This is a genomic window from Geodermatophilus africanus, assembly GCF_900107105.1.
Classification (GTDB): Bacteria; Actinomycetota; Actinomycetes; order Mycobacteriales; family Geodermatophilaceae; genus Geodermatophilus; species Geodermatophilus africanus.
This window is the reverse complement of the sequence record NZ_FNOT01000001.1, coordinates 513,958-531,178: the sequence shown is the minus strand read 5'-3', so window position 1 is coordinate 531,178 and position 17,221 is coordinate 513,958. Positions and strand designations below refer to the sequence as shown.

Genomic DNA, 17,221 nt, shown 5'->3' with positions numbered 1-17,221 from the left:
CGGCATGGCGATGACGGCCATGGTCAAGGACGAGCTGTCGCGTGTGGAGTGCACGAAGACCTCCGAGCGCAAGGCGGAGGTCACCGCGCTGCTGCGGTTCAGTGGTGGCCTGCACATCGTCGGTGGCCGGGTGGTCATCGAGGCGGAGCTGGACACCGGGTCGGTGGCCCGCCGGCTGCGTCGCGACATCAGCGAGGTCTACGGCTACACCAGCGGCGTCAGCGTGCTGGCCGGCGGCAACATCCGCCGCGGGGTGCGCTACCTGGTCCGCATCGCCAAGCACGGCGAGGGGCTGGCCCGGCAGACCGGGCTGGTCGACCAGCGCGGCCGGCCCGTGCGCGGGCTGCCGCCGTCGGTGGTCAGCGGCGGCATCAACGACGCCGAGGCCGCCTGGCGCGGGGCCTTCCTGGCGCACGGCTCGCTGACCGAGCCCGGCCGCTCCTCCTCGCTGGAGGTCACCTGCCCGGGCCCCGAGGCCGCGATGGCGCTCGTGGGCGCCGCCCGCCGGCTCGGCATCGCCGCCAAGGCCCGGGAGGTCCGCGGCGCCGACCGGGTGGTCGTGCGGGACGGCGACGCGATCAGCGCGCTGCTGACCCGGATGGGCGCCCACGACGCCGTGCTGGCCTGGGAGGAGCGGCGGATGCGCCGCGAGGTCCGGGCGACCGCCAACCGGCTGGCCAACTTCGACGACGCCAACCTGCGCCGCTCGGCCCGCGCCGCGGTCGCCGCCAGCGCCCGGGTGGAGCGTGCACTGGAGATCCTCAACGGCGACGCCCCCGAGCACCTGCTGGTCGCCGGCCGGCTGCGCCTGGAGCACGGGCAGGCGTCGCTGGAGGAGCTCGGCCAGCGCGCCGAACCGCCGATGACCAAGGACGCCGTCGCCGGCCGGATCCGCCGGCTGCTGGCCATGGCCGACAAGCGCGCCAAGGACCTCGGCATCCCGGACACCGAGTCCGTCGTCACCGAGGACATGCTCACCCAGTAGCGGGCGCGGGGACGACGGCCGCGGGGGTCGCCGTCAGGGGGACGTGCCCACCCAGCAGCGGGTCGTGGGCGACGTGGGAGCCCGGGCGGGTCCCCGCGCCGCCCGGCCGGGCCGCGGCTCCCGCCGCGTGCCGGTGCCCGCTCCGGGAAGCGGACGAAACCGGCCTCGATCCTGGACCGGACGACCGGGACGCTGGCCGATAGGGTCGTCGCAGATCGCGGCCGCGCGCCCGCGCGGTCGATCGACGCGACAGACCGATCGAGCAGATGGAGGTCAGCTGTGACCGTACGGGTGGGGATCAACGGGTTCGGCCGCATCGGGCGCAACTTCTGGCGGGCCGCCGCGGCCAGCGGCAAGGACGTCGAGATCGTGGCGGTGAACGACCTGACCAGCCCCGAGGTGCTGGCGCACCTGCTCAAGTACGACAGCATCCTGGGCGTGCTGTCCGAGGACGTCGCCGCCGACGGCGAGGGCATCAAGATCAGCGGCAACACCATGAAGGTGCTCTCGGAGCGCGACCCGGCCAGCCTGCCGTGGGGCGACCTGGGCGTCGACGTCGTCGTCGAGTCCACCGGGTTCTTCACCAAGGCCGACGACGCCCGCAAGCACGTCGACGCCGGCGGGGCCAAGAAGGTCGTCATCTCGGCGCCGGCCACCGGCGACGACCTGACCATCGTCATGGGCGTCAACCACGAGAAGTACGACGGCTCGCAGACGATCATCAGCAACGCGTCCTGCACGACGAACTGCCTGGCCCCGCTGGCCAAGGTGCTCAACGACAGCTTCGGCATCGAGCGCGGGCTCATGACCACGATCCACGCCTACACGGCGGACCAGAACCTGCAGGACGGCCCGCACAAGGACCTGCGCCGCGCCCGCGCGGCCGCGCTCAACATGGTCCCCACCAGCACCGGCGCGGCCAAGGCGATCGGCCTGGTCCTCCCCGAGCTGCAGGGCAAGCTCGACGGCTACGCCGTGCGCGTCCCGGTGCCCACCGGCTCGGCCACCGACCTCACCGTCCAGCTCTCCCGCGAGGTGCCGGCCGACGAGATCGACGCCGCCTACCGGGAAGCCGCCTCCGGCCCGCTGGCCGGGATCCTCAAGTACACCGACGCCCCGATCGTCTCCTCCGACATCGTCACCGACCCGGCGAGCTGCATCTACGACAGCAAGCTGACCAAGGTCTTCGGCCCGATGGTCAAGGTCCTGGGCTGGTACGACAACGAATGGGGCTACTCGAACCGGCTCGTCGACTCGGTCGAGCTCGTCGGCCGCTCGCTCTGACCGACGCCATGCGTTCCCTCGACGACCTGCTCGCCGAGGGCGTCTCGGGTCGGCGCGTGTTCCTGCGCGCCGACCTGAACGTCCCGCTGGACAAGACCACCCGGGCCATCACCGACGACGGCCGGATCCGCGCCAGCCTGCCCACGCTGCAGGCGCTGCGCGACGCCGGCGCCCGCGTCGTGGTCGCCGCCCACCTGGGCCGGCCCAAGGGTGCGCCGGACCCGCAGTACTCGCTGGCGTCGGTCGCCGCGCGGCTCGGGGAGCTGCTCGGCACCGACGTCCCGCTGGCCGCCGACGTCGCCGGGGACGACGCCCAGGCCAAGGCCGGCGGGCTGGGGGACGGCGACGTGCTGCTCCTGGAGAACGTGCGCTTCGAGGCCGCGGAGACGTCGAAGGACGACGCCGAGCGGGGCGGGCTGGCCGACCGGTTCGCCGCCCTCGCCGACGTCTTCGTCGACGACGCGTTCGGTGCCGTGCACCGCAAGCACGCCTCGGTGTACGACGTCGCGCTGCGGCTGCCGCACGTGGCGGGGCGACTGGTGGCCACCGAGCTCGACGTGCTCACCCGCCTGACGCAGGACCCCGAGCGGCCCTACGTCGTGGTGCTCGGCGGCTCGAAGGTCAGCGACAAGCTGGCCGTCATCGAGGCGCTGCTGCCCAAGGTCGACCGGCTGCTGGTGGGCGGCGGCATGTGCTTCACCTTCCTCGCCGCACAGGGCCATGGCGTGGGCAAGTCGTTGCTGGAGGCCGACCAGGTCGACACCTGCCGTCGGCTGCTCGACGAGGCCGGCGACCGGATCGTGCTGCCGGTCGACGTCGTCTGCGCACCCGAGTTCAGTGCCGAGGCGGCGACGACGACCGTCCAGGTCGACCAGATCCCCGACGACCAGTTAGGGCTGGACGTCGGCCCGCGCACCGTGGAAGCCTTCGGCCGCGAGCTGGGCGGTGCCCGCACCGTCTTCTGGAACGGCCCGATGGGGGTCTTCGAGCTCGCGCCGTTCCAGGCCGGCACCCGCGGGGTGGCCCAGGCGGTCGGCGCGGTCGACGGCCTGTCGGTCGTCGGCGGTGGCGACTCCGCGGCGGCGGTGCGCCAGCTCGGGCTCGACGAGGCCGCCTACGGCCACATCAGCACCGGCGGCGGCGCGTCGCTGGAGTACCTCGAGGGCCGGGAGCTGCCCGGCCTCGCGGTGCTGGCCGACTGAGCGAGGAGGACGGACATGGCACGCAAGGGCACCCCGGCCCGCCGTGAGGGGCGCCGGCCGCTGATCGCCGGCAACTGGAAGATGCACCTCACCCACCTCGAGGCCATCGGCCTGGTGCAGAAGCTGGTCTTCAGCCTCAAGGAGCCCGAGCTGGAGGCGGCCGAGGTCGTCGTCCTGCCGCCGTTCACGGCGCTGCGCAGCGTGCAGACGCTGGTGGCCGGGGACAAGCTCGAGGTCGGCTACGGCGCGCAGGACCTCTCGGTGCAGGACTCCGGCGCGTACACCGGCGAGGTCAGCGGCGCCATGCTCGCCGCGCTGGCCTGCCGCTACGTCGTCATCGGCCACTCCGAACGGCGCGCGCTGCACGCTGAGGACGACGCCGTGGTGGCCGGTAAGGTGCAGGCGGCGCTCCGGCACGGCCTGGTGCCGATCCTCTGCGTGGGGGAGGGGCTGGAGGTCCGCCGCGCCGGCGAGCACGTCGCGCACTGCACCACCCAGCTCGACGCCGCGCTCGAGGGGCTGACCGCCGAACAGCTGACCGCGCCCGGTGAGGGCACGGGGATCGTCATCGCCTACGAGCCGGTGTGGGCGATCGGCACCGGCGAGGTCGCCACGCCCGAAGACGCTCAGGAGGTGTGCGGTGCCTTGCGGTCACGGCTCGCCGAGCGTTTCGGCGGCGAGACCGCAGGAATCGTCCGTATCCTCTACGGCGGGTCGGTGAAGGCCGCCAACACGGCCGGGATCCTGGCCGGGCCGGACGTCGACGGTGCACTCGTCGGTGGCGCCAGCCTGGACGCCGACGAGTTCGCGCAGATCTGTCGGACAGCCGCCGACGGCGGCTGACCGCCGCCGCCGGACAGGCGGGGAGCGGGTGGTGTGGACAGCACGCTGGAGCGGGGCCCGGCCTGGCTGCGGGGCACCCGCGGCCGGGTGGCCGGCATCGCCGCCGTCGTCCTGCTGGTGGTCGGGGTGGCGGTCAGCTGCGCGAACGCCGGTGAGGACGGCCCCTCGCTCCCCGTCTTCGGCGGCGGTCCCGACGCCGGCGTCACCGGCGTCCGGGCGCCGTCCGACGCCACCGGGGGCACGCTGCGGGTGGTGACCGGCGAGGTCGACAACCTCGACCCGCAGCGGTCGTACCTGCCCGGTGTGTGGAACCTCATGCGGCTCTACACCCGCACCCTGGTCACCTACTCCACCGAGCCCGGCCGCACCGGGGAGCTGGTGCCCGACCTGGCCACGGACCTCGGCACCACGCCGGACGGCGGCCTGACCTGGACGTTCACCCTGCGCGAGGGCGTCCGGTTCGAAACCGGCGCGCCGATCACCTCGCGCGACGTGAAGTACGGCATCGAGCGCTCCTTCGCCTCGGACGTCGTCGTCGGCGGCCCCACCCGCGTCGTCGAGCTGCTCGACGACCCGGCCAACCCCTATGCCGGCCCGTACCAGGACGAGACCTCCGGCCGGCTGGGCCTGGCCTCGGTCGAGACGCCCGACGACCGCGCCCTCACCTTCCGGCTGCGCTCGCCGCAGCCGGACTTCCCCTACGTCATGGCGCTGCCCTCGAGCAGCCCGGTGCCGGCCGACAGCGACACCGGCGCCGACTACGGCCGCGACCCGGTGTCCTCCGGCCCCTACGCGGTCGCCACGCAGGACGACGTCACCGGCATCGTGCTCGAGCGCAACCCGCAGTGGGACCCGGCGACGGACGAGGTCCGCACCGCGCTGGCCGACCGGGTCGTCGTGCGCACCGGGATGACCGGGGTGGAGCGGGACCAGGCGCTGCTGGCCGGCTCGGCCGACGTCGACGTCTCCGGTGCCGGCATCCAGGCGCCGACGACGGCCCGGCTGGGCGAGGACACCGGCGGTGAGGTCCCCCTGGGGGACCGGATCGACGAGGTCCCCAACAACGTCGTCCGCCTGCTGGCGCTGCCGACCGACGTGGCGCCGTTCACCGACCCCGCGTGCCGGGCCGCGGTCGCCGCCGTCGTGGACCGCGCCGCGGTGCAGGAGGTGCTGGGCGGGCCCGCGGAGGCGGAGCGCACGTCGCAGCTGTGGCCGAGCGGTGTGGCGGGCGGGCCGGAGGACCCCGACCCGGCCGCCGACCCGGCCGCGGCCGAGGAGGCGCTGGCCACCTGCGGGCAGCCGGCGGGCTTCGACACCGTGCTCGCCGTCCCGGACGCACCCGTCGGAGTGGCCGTCGCCGAGGAGGTCGCCGGGCAGCTGTCGCGCATCGGCATCCGCGCCGAGGTCCGGCCCCTGGACGCGCCGAGCTTCTACGCGACCGAGGTGGGCAACCCCGACCGCGTCCGCGACAACCGCATCGGCATCGTGCTGGCCACCTGGACCGCCGACTTCCCGACCCCCGGCTCGTTCCTCGTGCCGCTGGTCGACGGCCGGTCGGTGAGCACCGTCGGGAACACCAACTTCGCCCGGCTGGCCGACCCCGTGATCGACGGTCTGATCGACGCCGCCCGGGCGGCCGCCGGGGACCCCGAGGCCACCCGCGCCGCCTGGCGGGAGGTGGCGACCGCGGCCACCGCGACCGGTGCGTACGTGCCGCTGGCCGAGTCGCGCGTGCAGCTGCTGGCCGGCCAGCGGCTGCGCAACGGCGTGGTGATGGCGCCGTACACGAGCTACGACCTGGCGACCGCCGGCGTCCGCTGACCGGCCGGGCGCGACGGGTCGGTTACCCTCGGAGCATGGTCGAGCTGGTCCTCAACGTGCTGCTGGTGCTCACCAGCGTGCTCCTCGTGGTGCTGATCCTGCTGCACCGCGGCAAGGGCGGGGGCCTGTCCTCGATGTTCGGCGGTGCGGTCTCCTCGCAGCTGTCCGGGTCCTCGGTGGTGGAGAAGAACCTCAACCGGCTGACGGTTCTCATCGGGCTCGTCTGGACGGTCTGCATCATCGCCCTGGGCATCCTGCTCAAGGTCTGAAGAAGGACCCCGTCCTCCCCACCCTGCACGCGCTCGGGACGGGGCCGCGGCGAGCCTCTGGACGGGGGCCGTGCCAGCACGTCACCACGCTCGCGGCGGGACCCTGCAGGGGGCCGGGCCCTGACGCGCGGCCGTCCGAGCACGTGCCCGCGGTGAACGCCGAGGTCATCGGGACCAAAGTCCTCTCCGCGCCAAGATCGAGGCCATAGACTGCCCCGGCGGCCACTCGCGGCCGCCGACCGCTGAGAGGCACAGGGGGCACTGGTGGCTGGTGGTAACGCGATCCGCGGCACGCGGGTGGGCGCGGGCCCGATGGGCGAGGCCGAGCGCGGCGAGGCCGCGCCCCGCCGGCGGGTGCCGTTCTGGTGCGCCCAGGGGCACGAGACGCAGGTCTCCTTCGCCTCCGACGCCGAGGTGCCCGAGTTGTGGGACTGCCCGCGGTGCGGCCTGCCGGCCGGTCAGGACGAAGCGGCCCCGCCGCCCGCGCCGCGCACCGAGCCGTACAAGACCCACCTGGCCTACGTCCGCGAGCGGCGCAGCGACGCCGACGGCGACGCGTTGCTCGAGGAGGCGCTGGCCAAGCTCCGGGCCCGCCGCGGCGCCTGAGAGGACCTTCTGCCCACCCCCGCAGGAGGACCCCGTCCTCCTCACCCCTCGCAGGCTCGGGGTGAGCCTCGGGACGGGGCCGCGCGACGGCCCCCTGCGGAGGGGCCTGTAGGGGGCCGATGGCCTCACTCGTGTGGCGGGCGCGGATGCGGCAGGGCGGTGTACGCCACCCAGGCCGCCCGTTCCCAGTTCCAGTAGCAGCCCAGGTGCCCGGGCGGTAGCTCGCGGACGACGTCCCGCATCGGACGGGGTGTGCGGCGGAGGACCGGGGCGGAGTGCGTCATCGCGGGCTCCACGGGGAGGACGGCGGCCGGGCTGCCGCCGATCGTGGGCCGCAGTGTGCTCGCCGGCCGGCCGCCCCACCAGGGCCCCGGACCCGGCTGGGCTCAGCTGCGGGCGTCGAGCTCCGCGGCGGCCTCGGCGTCCAGCAGCCAGCGCGTCGCCCGGCGCCCGTGCACCCCGGCCGCGGGCAGCTCGTCCGGCGTGGCGCCGCTGGTCAGCGCGCGCGCCACGGCCGGTGACTTCGCCGAGCCGGAGACGAGCAGCCACACCTCCTCGGCGGCGTTGATCGCGGGGTAGCCCAGGCTCACCCGGGTCGGCGGCGGCTTGGGGCAGTCGCGCACGGCGACCACCGGGCGCTCGTCGGAGACCGCCGGCGTCCCCGGGAAGATGGATGCCACGTGCCCCTCGGGGCCCATGCCGAGCAGCAGCAGATCGATGCGGGGCAGCGGCTCGCCCTCCGGCGCCGCGGCGGCCAGCTGCCCGGCGTACCAGTCGGCGGCGTCCTCGGGCTCGGCGAAACCGGCGTCGGAGGCCGGCATCGCGTGGATGCGCTCCTCCGGGACGCCGGCCGGGTCCAGCAGCGCGCGCCGCGCCCCGAGCTCGTTGCGGTCCTCGTCGTCGGCCGGCACCCAGCGCTCGTCGCCCCACCAGACGTCGACGGCGGTCCAGTCCACCCGCTCGCGCGCCGGCTCTCGGACCAGGTCGGCGACCCGCTGGAGAACGGCGGTGCCGATGCCCCCGCCGGTGAGGACGACCGACGCCGTCCCGTGCACCGCCTGCGCCGCGGCCAGCCGGGCGACCAGCGCGGCGGCGACCGCGCGGGCCAGCCGGTCGGCGTCCGGCTCGATCACGACGTCCGGCACCTGGCCCTCCTGCAGGGGCCCGCTGCCAGCGTCCGAGCGGTGGGAGGCAGGAGGGTCCTCGCTCAGCCGGGCGGCGATCCGGTCGCCGGGCGGCAGCGTCACGGGACGGTCTGCCCGGCGTCACGAGCCCCCTGGTCGGGGTCGTCCACACCCTGCTGGGCTACGTCGTCGGTGCCCTCCGAGTCCGGCGGGACGGCCGGGAGCGTCGCGCCGCCGCTGCCGGCGTTCTCCTCGGCGGGGTCGAACCACACGTACTCGCGCACGGGGGAGCGGTACGCCAGGTCCGGGATGCCGGTCGTGGACTCCAGCGCCTCGGCGAACGGCTCGTCCGGGTCGAGCCGGCGCAGCTCCTCGCCGATGAGGTCGCCGAGCTGCCGGTCGGGCAGGGCCACCATCGCCTCCGGCCGGTAGGGCTGGGAGATGACCGCCCCGCCGCGCCGGTCGGCCTGCACCCGTACCTGCTCGTCCTGGTCGAGGTCGAGCGCCACGGCCGAGACACCGCTGGGCCCGGGCCGCTTCTCGCCGGACACCACCGGGATCTCGCAGCCGCACCGCGCGCTCAGCCAGCCGGCCAGCAGCAGCGCGGTGGCGGATCCGGGGTCGCCCTCGACCCGGCCGCCCAGCACCCGGACGGCCTCGCCACGGCGCCCGGACACCGCGTCGACCGACGAGGTCAGCGTGGAGCGCCACGGGGTGCTGCGGGTCCAGGCCAGGTCGGTGTCGCCCGGGGCGTAGTCCTCGGCACGGGCCCGCAGCGCGGCGAACTGGTCCTCGGCCATCGAGCTGTCGGTGATCCTCCGGTCGGCGATCACCGCGAGCGCGTCGGTGCACAGCTGGTCCGGCGGCGTGCCGTGCCACCAGGTCACCACGGGCGCGTCGGCGGCCAGCAGCGGCAGGACGACCGACTCGGCGTGCAGCGCGAGCCGGCCGTACATGCGCATGACCACGGCCTCGCCGGGGCCTAGCCGCCCGCCGATGAGCACCTCGGCGTCCAGTCGCGGGGCCGGGGCCTCGATCTGCCGGCGGACGACGATCAGCAGCCGGCAGGGGTGCTGCTCGGCGGCGGCGGTGGCGGCCTCCTCGGCCTCGGCCACCCGGTTCTCGTCGGCCACGACCACCAGGGTCAGCGCGACGCCGGAGAGCACGGCGCCGCCGGTGCGCCGCTGCGCGGCCAGCTCCTTGACCACCGCGGAGCCAGTGGTGTCCCAGAGCGTCGTCATGGTCGGTCCTCCTCGCTGAGCCGGCTCACGGTCGCCGCCACCGGCGGCCCTCGGCGGCCAGCATCTCGTCGGCCGCGCGCGGCCCCCACTCGCCGGCCCGGTAGGGCTGCGGCGTCGTCCCCGCCCAGAACTCCTCGAGCGGGTCGATCACCGCCCAGGAGGCCTCGACCTCGTGGTTGCGGGGGAAAAGAGTGGCGTCGCCGAGCAGCACGTCGAGCAGCAGCCGCTCGTAGGCCTCGGGGCTCGCCTCGGTGAACTGCTCGCCGTAGAGGAAGTCCATCGCGACGTCGCGGACCTCCATCACGCTGCCGGGCACCTTCGACCCGAACTTGAGGGTCATCCCCTCGTCGGGCTGCACGCGGATCACCAGCTGGTTGTTGCCCAGCTCCTCGGTGTCGGTGTCGGCGAAGGGCAGGTGGGGCGCGCGCTTGAACACCAGCGCGATCTCGGTGACCCGGCGGGGCAGCCGCTTGCCGGTGCGCAGGTAGAACGGCACGCCCGCCCACCGCCGGGTCTCCACGCCGAGCCGGACGGCGGCGTAGGTCTCGGTGGTGGAGTGCGCGTCGACGCCGTCCTCCTGCCGGTAGCCGGTGGCCCGCTGGCCGGCCAGCCAGCCCTGCTCGTACTGGCCGCGGACGGCGAAGGCGGCGAGGTCCTCGGGCAGCGAGACCGCGCGCAGCACCTTGAGCTTCTCGGTGCGGATCTCGTCGGCGGAGAACTCGACCGGCTCCTCCATCGCGGTGAGGGCGAGCAGCTGCAGCAGGTGGTTCTGCAGCACGTCGCGGGCGGCGCCGGTCTGCTCGTAGAACTGGGCCCGTCCGCCGATGCCGACGTCCTCGGCCATCGTGATCTGCACCGAGTCGACGTGGTGACCGTTCCAGACCGGCTCGAACAGCGTGTTGGCGAACCGCAGCGCCATGAGGTTCTGGACGGTCTCCTTGCCCAGGTAGTGGTCGATGCGGAAGACGTCCTCGGCGCTGAACACCGAGTCGACCAGCCCGTTGAGCGTGCGGCTGGAGGCCAGGTCCGTGCCGAACGGCTTCTCCACGACCACCCGGCGCCAGCGGTCGGGGGTGCTGTCGGCCATGCCGGTGCGCTGCATCTGCTTGAGCACCACCGGGAACATCGCCGGGGGGATGGACAGGTAGAACGCGGCGTTGCCGCCGATCCCGTGGGTGCCCTCGAGCTCGCCGAGGGTGGCGGCCAGCTGGTCGAAGGCGTTGTCCTCGTCGAAGGAGCCCTGCACGAAGCGCACGTTGCCGGCCAGCCGCTCCCAGACCTCTTCGCGCCACGGGGTGCGGGCGGCCTTCTGCGCTGCGGAGCGGGCCAGCTCGGCGAAGTCCTCGTCGCCCCAGTCCCGGCGGGCGAAGCCCAAGAGGGCGAAGTTGGTCGGCAGCAGCCCGCGGTTGGCGAGGTCGTAGACGGCCGGCAGGAGCTTCTTCCGGGCGAGGTCCCCGGTGATGCCGAAGACGACCAGGGCGCAGGGCTCGGGCACGCGGGGCAGCCGCCGGTCCCGCGGGTCGCGCAGCGGGTTGGGAATCATGGATTGTCCTCGGTGTCTGGAGGGGACCCGTCGACCGGCCCGGCGGTGCACCGGACGGCGGGGGAGTGCGGCACTGCGTCGATTGTCCGTCCCGGCTGGGCGCCCGCTCGGGTGGCGGGCCGGCGCGCCGCGGCGCACCGCGCACCGGCGGCGGCGCCCGGCCGCGACGGCGCGGGTCCCCGTGTGCCCGGCGGCGCGGCCGGGCACACGGGGACCCGAGGGGTCAGGCCTTGTCCTGCAGCTCGGTGCGCACCGACTCGGTGAGCTCGTCCCACGAGTCGACGAACTTCTGCACGCCCTCGTCCTCGAGCACGCGGAAGACGTCGTCGAGGTCGACCCCGGCGTCGGCGATCGACGTCATGACCGACGCGGCCTCGTCGTAGCTCTTCTGCACCGGGGTTCCGATGCTGCCGTGGTCGGCGAAGGCCTGGAGCGTCTTCTCGGGCATGGTGTTGACGGTTCCCGGCGCGACCAGCTCGCTGACGTACATCGTGTCGGAGTAGTCGGGGTTCTTCACGCCGGTGGAGGCCCACAGCGGCCGCTGCGGGCGGGCGCCCTTCGCCTCGAGGGCCTTCCAGCGGTCGGAGGAGAAGACCTCTTCGTAGGCCTGGTAGGCCAGCTGGGCGTTGGCCAGCGCGGCCTTGCCCTTGAGGGAGGGGTCGGCGCCGGCCTTGTCCAGCCGCTTGTCGATCTCGCTGTCGACGCGGGAGACGAAGAACGAGGCCACCGAGGCGATGCCCGACAGGTCGGCGTCGGCGTCCTCGGCCAGCCGCTGCTCCAGCCCGGAGAGGTAGGCGTCCATGACCGCCCGGTACCGCTCGAGGCTGAAGATGAGGGTGACGTTGACGCTGATGCCCCGCGCGATGGACGACGTGATCGCCGACAGACCCTCCTCGGTGGCCGGGATCTTGATGTAGAGGTTCGGCCGGTCGACCAGCCACCACAAGTGCGCGGCCTCCGCGGCCGTGGCATCCGTGTCGTGCGCGAGGCCGGGCGCGACCTCCAGCGACACCCGGCCGTCGCCGGGCTGCCGCTGCGCCACGGGTGCCAGCAGGTCGCAGGCGTCCCGGACGTCGGCGGCGGTGATGGTGCGCAGCGCCTCCTCCACGCTCACCTGGCGCACGGCGAGCGCGTGCAGTTGGTCGTCGTAGGACTCCGACCCGCTGATCGCCGCGGCGAAGATGGTGGGGTTGGTGGTGACGCCGACCACGGAGCGCTCGTCGACCAGCGACTGCAGCTTGCCGCCGTGGATCATGTCGCGGGAGAGGTCGTCGAGCCAGACGGCGACCCCGGCCGACGACAGCTCGGCCAGCTTCTCGTTCTGTGCCATGGTCACTTGCCCTTCTCGATGGGTGATCGTGTGGCCCCGTCCCGAGGCTCGCCGCGAGCTTGCGAGCGGTGAGGAGGACGGGGTCCTTCTCCGAGGGTCGCGGGGCGACAGGGTCCTTATCGGTCGCCGGTGGGGTGGGGGAGGCCCCCGGTGGCTGCAACCGGGCCGGCGGGGACGGCGTTCCCCGCCCGGGCGGCCTCGATCGACTCGCGGGCAGCGGCCACGACGGCCTCGTCGGTGAGGCCGAACTGCTCGTACAGCACCGAGTAGGCGGCGCTGGCCCCGTAGTGGGTGAGACCGACGATCCGGCCGGCGTCGCCGACGAACTCGCGCCACCCCATGGGCACGCCGGCCTCGACGCTCACCCGGGCCCGGACGGTGGGCGGCAGCACTTCGTCCTTGTACGCCTGGTCCTGATCGGCGAACCACTCGACGCACGGGACCGAGACCACCCGGGTGGGCACGCCGTCGGCCTCCAGGCGCTCGCGGGCCGCCACGGCGATCTGCACCTCCGAGCCGGTCCCGAGCAGAATCACCTCGGGGCTGCCGTTCGACGCCTCGGCCAGCACGTAGGCCCCGCGGGCCACGCCCTCGGCCGAGCCGAACTCCGAGCGGTCGAAGACCGGTAGGTTCTGCCGGGAGAGCAGCAGGCCGGCCGGGCGGTCGTTGTTCTCCAGCACGGTGCGCCAGGCGACGGCGACCTCGTTGGCGTCGGCCGGGCGGACGACGTCCAGCCCGGGGATCGCCCGCAGCGCGGCGAAGTGCTCGATCGGCTGGTGGGTCGGGCCGTCCTCGCCCAGGCCGATGGAGTCGTGGGTCCACACGTAGGTGACCGGCAGCTGCATGAGCGCGGCCAGCCGCACCGCGCCGCGCATGTAGTCGGAGAAGGTGAGGAAGGTGCCGCCGTAGATGCGGGTGCCGCCGTGCAACGCGATGCCGTTCATGATCGCGCCCATCCCGTGCTCCCGGACGCCGAAGTGCAGCGTGCGCCCGTACGGCCCGCCGGACCACATCTTGGTCTGCCGGTCGGCCGGCAGGAACGACGGCTCGCCCTTGACCGCGGTGTTGTTGCTCTCCGCGAGGTCGGCCGACCCGCCCCACAGCTCGGGGAGCACCGGGTACAGCGCGGCGAGCACCTCGCCGGAGGCCTTGCGGGTGGCCACGCCCTTCGGGTCGGCGTCCCAGCTGGGCAGCCGCGCGGCGAAGCCCTCGGGCAGGGTGCGGGTGCGCATCCGCTCGAGCAACGCGGCCGCGTCGGCGTTGTCCCGCTGCCAGGCGGCGAACCGCTCGTCCCACTCGGCGTGCTCCTTGCGGCCCTTCTCGACCACCGAGCGGGCGTGGGCCAGGACCTCCTCGTCGACGTCGAAGGTCTTCTCCGGGTCGAAGCCGAGGACCTCCTTGGTGGCGCGCACCTCGTCCTCGCCGAGCGCCGAGCCGTGCGCGGCGCCGGTGTTCTGCTTGTTCGGCGCCGGCCAGGCGATGACCGTGCGCAGCACGACGAGCGAGGGTCGGCCGGTCTCGGCCTCGGCCGCGGCGAAGGCGGCGTCGACCGCGGCGAGGTCCTCGCCGTCGTCGACGTGCTGCACGTGCCAGCCGTAGGCCTCGTAGCGCTTGCCGACGTCCTCGGTGAAGGCGACGTTCGTGTCGTCCTCGATGGAGATGTGGTTGTCGTCGTAGACGAGGACCAGGTTGCCGAGCTGCTGCGTCCCGGCCAGGGACGACGCCTCGCCGCTGACGCCCTCCTCCATGTCGCCGTCGGAGGCGAAGCACCAGATGGTGTGGTCGAAGAGGCTCTCGCCCTCGGGGGCGTCGGCGTCGAACAGGCCGCGCTCGCGGCGGGCGGCCATCGCCATCCCGACGGCGTTGCCGACGCCCTGGCCCAGCGGACCGGTCGTCGTCTCCACGCCGGGGGTGTGGTTGACCTCGGGGTGACCCGGGGTCCTCGAGCCCCAGGTGCGCAGGGCCTGCAGGTCCTCGAGCTCGAGGCCGTAGCCGGAGAGGTAGAGCTGGACGTAGAGGGTCAGGCTGCTGTGGCCCATGGACAGCACGAAGCGGTCGCGGCCCATCCAGTTCGGGTCGCTGGGGTCGTGCCGGAGCCACTTGTGGAACAGCAGGTAGGCGGTGGGGGCCATGCTCATCGCCGTCCCGGGGTGGCCGTTGCCCACCCTCTGGACGGCGTCCATCGCCAGCACGCGGGCGGTGTCGATCGCGCGGCGGTCGAGCTCCCCGAAGCCGTCCGGGAGCGTCGGGGAGGGCTGGCGCGGGTCGCCGGTGGGGGCGTCGGTGGCGGCCTCGGCCGGGGCCTCGGACTCGGTGCTCTGGGTTCCCATGTGTGTCGTGCTCCCTCGGGTCGGCCGTGCGGGTCCACCCGGGCGACGTGCGGCGACCTCGTCTGACCCGGGCGGACGACGGTGCCCGGCGCCAGCGACCGGCCTCGCGTCCGTCCCGGTCCGGTGCCCTGGACCAGGACGCACCGTCGTCGTCGACGTGGGCCCTACCCGCTGCGTGCGCAGCACCAACGTGATGGACCCTAGTGGTCCGCGCAGCGGACGAGACCCTCGTCATGCCGCCCGGGGAGGGGGGCGGCCGCGGGCTACAGTTGGGCCGTTCTCCCGTCCCCGGTCGAAAGGGACCCCGTGCTGTCCAGGTGCCCGGTGGTGCCCTGCGCGTGTGCCGCCGCCCGGTCGGTGGCCGCCCGGTGACGACGCTCTCCGAACGACCGGCCGTGCAGGCGGGCCGCCTGTCGGCCCGGGTGCGCGGCTACGTGGCGCTGACCAAGCCGCGGATCATCGAGCTGCTCCTGGTCACCACCCTGCCGGCGATGATGCTGGCCTCGGGCGGGCTCCCGCCGTGGGAGCTGCTGCTGGCCACGATGGCCGGCGGCACCCTCGCCGCTGCCGCGGCCAACGTCTTCAACTGCTGGTACGACCGCGACATCGACCGGCTCATGCACCGCACCGAGCGGCGACCGCTGGTCACCGGCGAGGTCACCCCGCGCGCGGCGCTGGTGTTCGGCCTGGTGCTCACCGTGCTGTCGATCGCGCTGCTGTACGCGGCGACGACACCTCTGGCGGCCTGGCTGGCCGCCGGCGCGATCCTCTACTACGCCGTCCTCTACACGATGGTGTTCAAGCGGTACACCCGCCGCAGCACCGAGTTCGGTGGTGTGCCGGGCGCGGCGCCGGTGCTCATCGGGTGGGCAGCGGTCACCGGGACCCTCGCCTGGCCCGCGGTGGTGTTCTTCGGCGTCGTCTTCTGCTGGCAGATGCCCCACTTCTGGGCGCTGGCGATGCGGTTCCGCGCCGACTACGCGCGTGCCGACGTCCCGATGCTGCCCGTGGTGGCCGGCCCGCTGTCGGTCGGCCGGCAGACCGTCGCCTGGACCTGGCTGACCGTCGCCGTCTCGCTGCTGCTGTGGCCCGTGGCCGACGGCTTCGGCATCGGGTGGGTCTACACCGGCGCGGCCGCCGTGCTGGGCCTGTGGTTCATCGTCGAGGCGCACCGGCTGCTGCGGCGGATCCGCGCGGGCGCGGAGGCCAGGCCGATGCAGCTGTTCCACATCTCGATCTCCTACATGGCGCTGCTCTCGGTCGCGATCATCGTCGACGTCCTGGTCTGAGCCGCGGCGGTCCGACATCGAGTGGTGGATCGGCGTGGTGACAGCCCCTCGGACACCACAGCGCCCCGCCACTCGACGCGGGAACGTGCTCTCGGGTCGGCTCTGACACGGGCGACGCCGAGATGCGTCTGAGGGCGGTCTCCCCGACCGGGTGACCGCCCTCGGGCGGACCTCAGTGCGAGGCGGCGACGGAGTGCGACGTCGCCTCCAGCGGAGCCTCGGACGCCGGCCCGCGGACCGACCAGACCAGGCGCGCGGTGAACGCCGTCACCAGCACCGCGCCGAGCATGTGCAGGAGCACCAGCGCGACCGGCAAGTCGGTGAGGTACTGCACGTAGCCGACGACGCCCTGCGCCAGCTGGACGACCAGCAGGTCGCGCGCGGCCCGCTTCACCCGGCCGGGGGCGTCGGTCGCGTACAGGGCCACGAGCAGCGCCACGGTTAGCCCGACGAGCAGGAACACCGCGTCGGCGTGCAGCCGGCTGATCAGCTCGACGTCGAAGCCCATCCGGTCGCCGGTCGGGACGTCGTCGGCGTCGACGTCCCCGCTGTGCGGTCCGCTCCCGGTCACCAGCGTGCCGAGCACCAGGACCACACCGGTGACGGCGGCGGTGCCGGCCACCAGCAGGGCGAGCGGACGGCGCAGCAGCGGCCGGCCCACCCCCGGCTCGCGGGAGCGCAGCCACAGCACGGTGGCCAGCGCGATGAGCACGATCGAGAGGAGGAAGTGCGCCGCGACCGTCCACGGGTCCAGGCCGGTGAGCACGGTGACCCCGCCGAGCAGCGCCTGCGCCGGGATGCCGAGGAACGTGAGGACGGCGAGCGGCCGCAGGTCCCGCCGACCGGACCGCCACACCGCGACGACGGTGGCGATGGCCACCGCGGCGAGGACGAACGTCAGCAGCCGGTTGCCGAACTCGATGACGCCGTGGCCGGCCAGTTCGGGCGTGGCGACGAAGCTCTCGCTGGTGCAGCGCGGCCAGGTGGGGCAGCCCAGCCCCGAGCCGGTGAGCCGGACGGCCCCGCCGGTGACGACGATCGCGCCGTTGGCGACGGCGTTGGCCAGGGCGAGCCGCGAGACGACGGCGGGGGAGACCGGCACGGCCCGATGCTAGCCGCGCGGGCCGACGCCCCCGGTCCGCCCGGAGCGGAGCGCGGAGCGGCGGGTACGGCCGGCTGGGGTCCGCCGTCGACCAGCCCGCGCCGGTCGGCGGCAACGGTGTGGACGCGCCGGCCCCATCCGGACGGCTCTCCTGCAGGGGCCGCCGTGAGCTCGCGAACGGTGGGGGGCAGGGGGGTCCTCGAGTTAGGTTCCCCTTGCTTGCACGCCGCCAGAATTAGGTGAGACTCGTGT

15 protein-coding genes are annotated in these 17,221 nt (G+C 74.2%); 8 read left to right on the top strand and 7 right to left on the bottom strand.

Features of this window, described 5'->3' with window-relative positions:
• Nucleotides 1-4 precede the first annotated feature (4 nt).
• The 7 genes from whiA (at nt 5) to BLW63_RS02400 (ending at nt 7,010) form a co-directional block, all read left to right on the top strand.
• Nucleotides 5-985 carry a DNA-binding protein WhiA gene (gene whiA, locus BLW63_RS02430; protein ID WP_091151222.1) on the top strand — a complete coding sequence of 327 codons (981 nt, stop codon included), beginning with the start codon at nt 5-7 and terminating at the stop codon, nt 983-985.
• Between the two features lie 279 nt (nt 986-1,264).
• On the top strand, nt 1,265-2,269 hold the full coding sequence (gene gap, locus BLW63_RS02425; RefSeq protein WP_091151025.1) for a type I glyceraldehyde-3-phosphate dehydrogenase: 1,005 nt from the start codon (nt 1,265-1,267) through the stop codon (nt 2,267-2,269).
• Nucleotides 2,270-2,277: 8 nt separating this feature from the next.
• On the top strand, nt 2,278-3,471 hold the full coding sequence (locus BLW63_RS02420; RefSeq protein ID WP_091151024.1) for a phosphoglycerate kinase: 1,194 nt from the start codon (nt 2,278-2,280) through the stop codon (nt 3,469-3,471).
• A 15-nt stretch (nt 3,472-3,486) separates the two neighbouring features.
• Nucleotides 3,487-4,314 carry a triose-phosphate isomerase gene (tpiA, locus tag BLW63_RS02415; protein WP_091151022.1) on the top strand — a complete coding sequence of 276 codons (828 nt, stop codon included), beginning with the start codon at nt 3,487-3,489 and terminating at the stop codon, nt 4,312-4,314.
• A gap of 33 nt (nt 4,315-4,347) precedes the next feature.
• On the top strand, nt 4,348-6,135 hold the full coding sequence (locus BLW63_RS02410; protein WP_091151020.1) for an ABC transporter substrate-binding protein: 1,788 nt from the start codon (nt 4,348-4,350) through the stop codon (nt 6,133-6,135).
• 35 nt (nt 6,136-6,170) lie between these two features.
• A complete protein-coding gene (secG, locus tag BLW63_RS02405) occupies nt 6,171-6,404 on the top strand; it encodes a preprotein translocase subunit SecG (protein WP_091151018.1) in 234 nt (77 codons plus the stop codon).
• Nucleotides 6,405-6,668: 264 nt separating this feature from the next.
• Nucleotides 6,669-7,010, top strand: a complete 342-nt coding sequence (locus BLW63_RS02400) for an RNA polymerase-binding protein RbpA (protein WP_091151016.1) — start codon at nt 6,669-6,671, stop codon at nt 7,008-7,010.
• A gap of 125 nt (nt 7,011-7,135) precedes the next feature.
• Here BLW63_RS02400 and BLW63_RS26590 read toward each other — a convergent pair whose 3' ends face one another.
• The 6 genes from BLW63_RS26590 to tkt form a co-directional block, all read right to left on the bottom strand.
• On the bottom strand, nt 7,136-7,294 hold the full coding sequence (locus tag BLW63_RS26590) for a hypothetical protein (RefSeq protein WP_170856596.1): 159 nt from the start codon (nt 7,292-7,294) through the stop codon (nt 7,136-7,138).
• A 102-nt stretch (nt 7,295-7,396) separates the two neighbouring features.
• Entirely contained in the window at nt 7,397-8,155 is a 759-nt protein-coding gene (gene pgl, locus BLW63_RS02395; protein ID WP_244522299.1) for a 6-phosphogluconolactonase, read from the bottom strand.
• A gap of 98 nt (nt 8,156-8,253) precedes the next feature.
• Nucleotides 8,254-9,375 carry a glucose-6-phosphate dehydrogenase assembly protein OpcA gene (locus tag BLW63_RS02390; RefSeq protein WP_091151012.1) on the bottom strand — a complete coding sequence of 374 codons (1,122 nt, stop codon included), beginning with the start codon at nt 9,373-9,375 and terminating at the stop codon, nt 8,254-8,256.
• 25 nt (nt 9,376-9,400) lie between these two features.
• The gene (zwf, locus tag BLW63_RS02385; protein ID WP_091151010.1) at nt 9,401-10,918 is read right to left on the bottom strand and encodes a glucose-6-phosphate dehydrogenase; all 1,518 of its coding nucleotides are present in this window, start codon (nt 10,916-10,918) and stop codon (nt 9,401-9,403) included.
• A gap of 223 nt (nt 10,919-11,141) precedes the next feature.
• Nucleotides 11,142-12,248 (bottom strand): transaldolase, encoded by a 1,107-nt coding sequence (gene tal, locus BLW63_RS02380; protein ID WP_091151220.1) that lies wholly within the window; start codon nt 12,246-12,248, stop codon nt 11,142-11,144.
• Between the two features lie 116 nt (nt 12,249-12,364).
• A complete protein-coding gene (gene tkt, locus BLW63_RS02375) occupies nt 12,365-14,578 on the bottom strand; it encodes a transketolase (RefSeq protein WP_091151009.1) in 2,214 nt (737 codons plus the stop codon).
• Between the two features lie 368 nt (nt 14,579-14,946).
• On the opposite strand from tkt, the gene BLW63_RS02370 reads away from it, so the two are divergent.
• Nucleotides 14,947-15,867, top strand: a complete 921-nt coding sequence (locus BLW63_RS02370) for a heme o synthase (protein ID WP_091151218.1) — start codon at nt 14,947-14,949, stop codon at nt 15,865-15,867.
• 172 nt (nt 15,868-16,039) lie between these two features.
• Here BLW63_RS02370 and BLW63_RS02365 read toward each other — a convergent pair whose 3' ends face one another.
• Nucleotides 16,040-16,969, bottom strand: a complete 930-nt coding sequence (locus BLW63_RS02365) for a COX15/CtaA family protein (RefSeq protein ID WP_091151007.1) — start codon at nt 16,967-16,969, stop codon at nt 16,040-16,042.
• Nucleotides 16,970-17,221 lie beyond the last annotated feature (252 nt).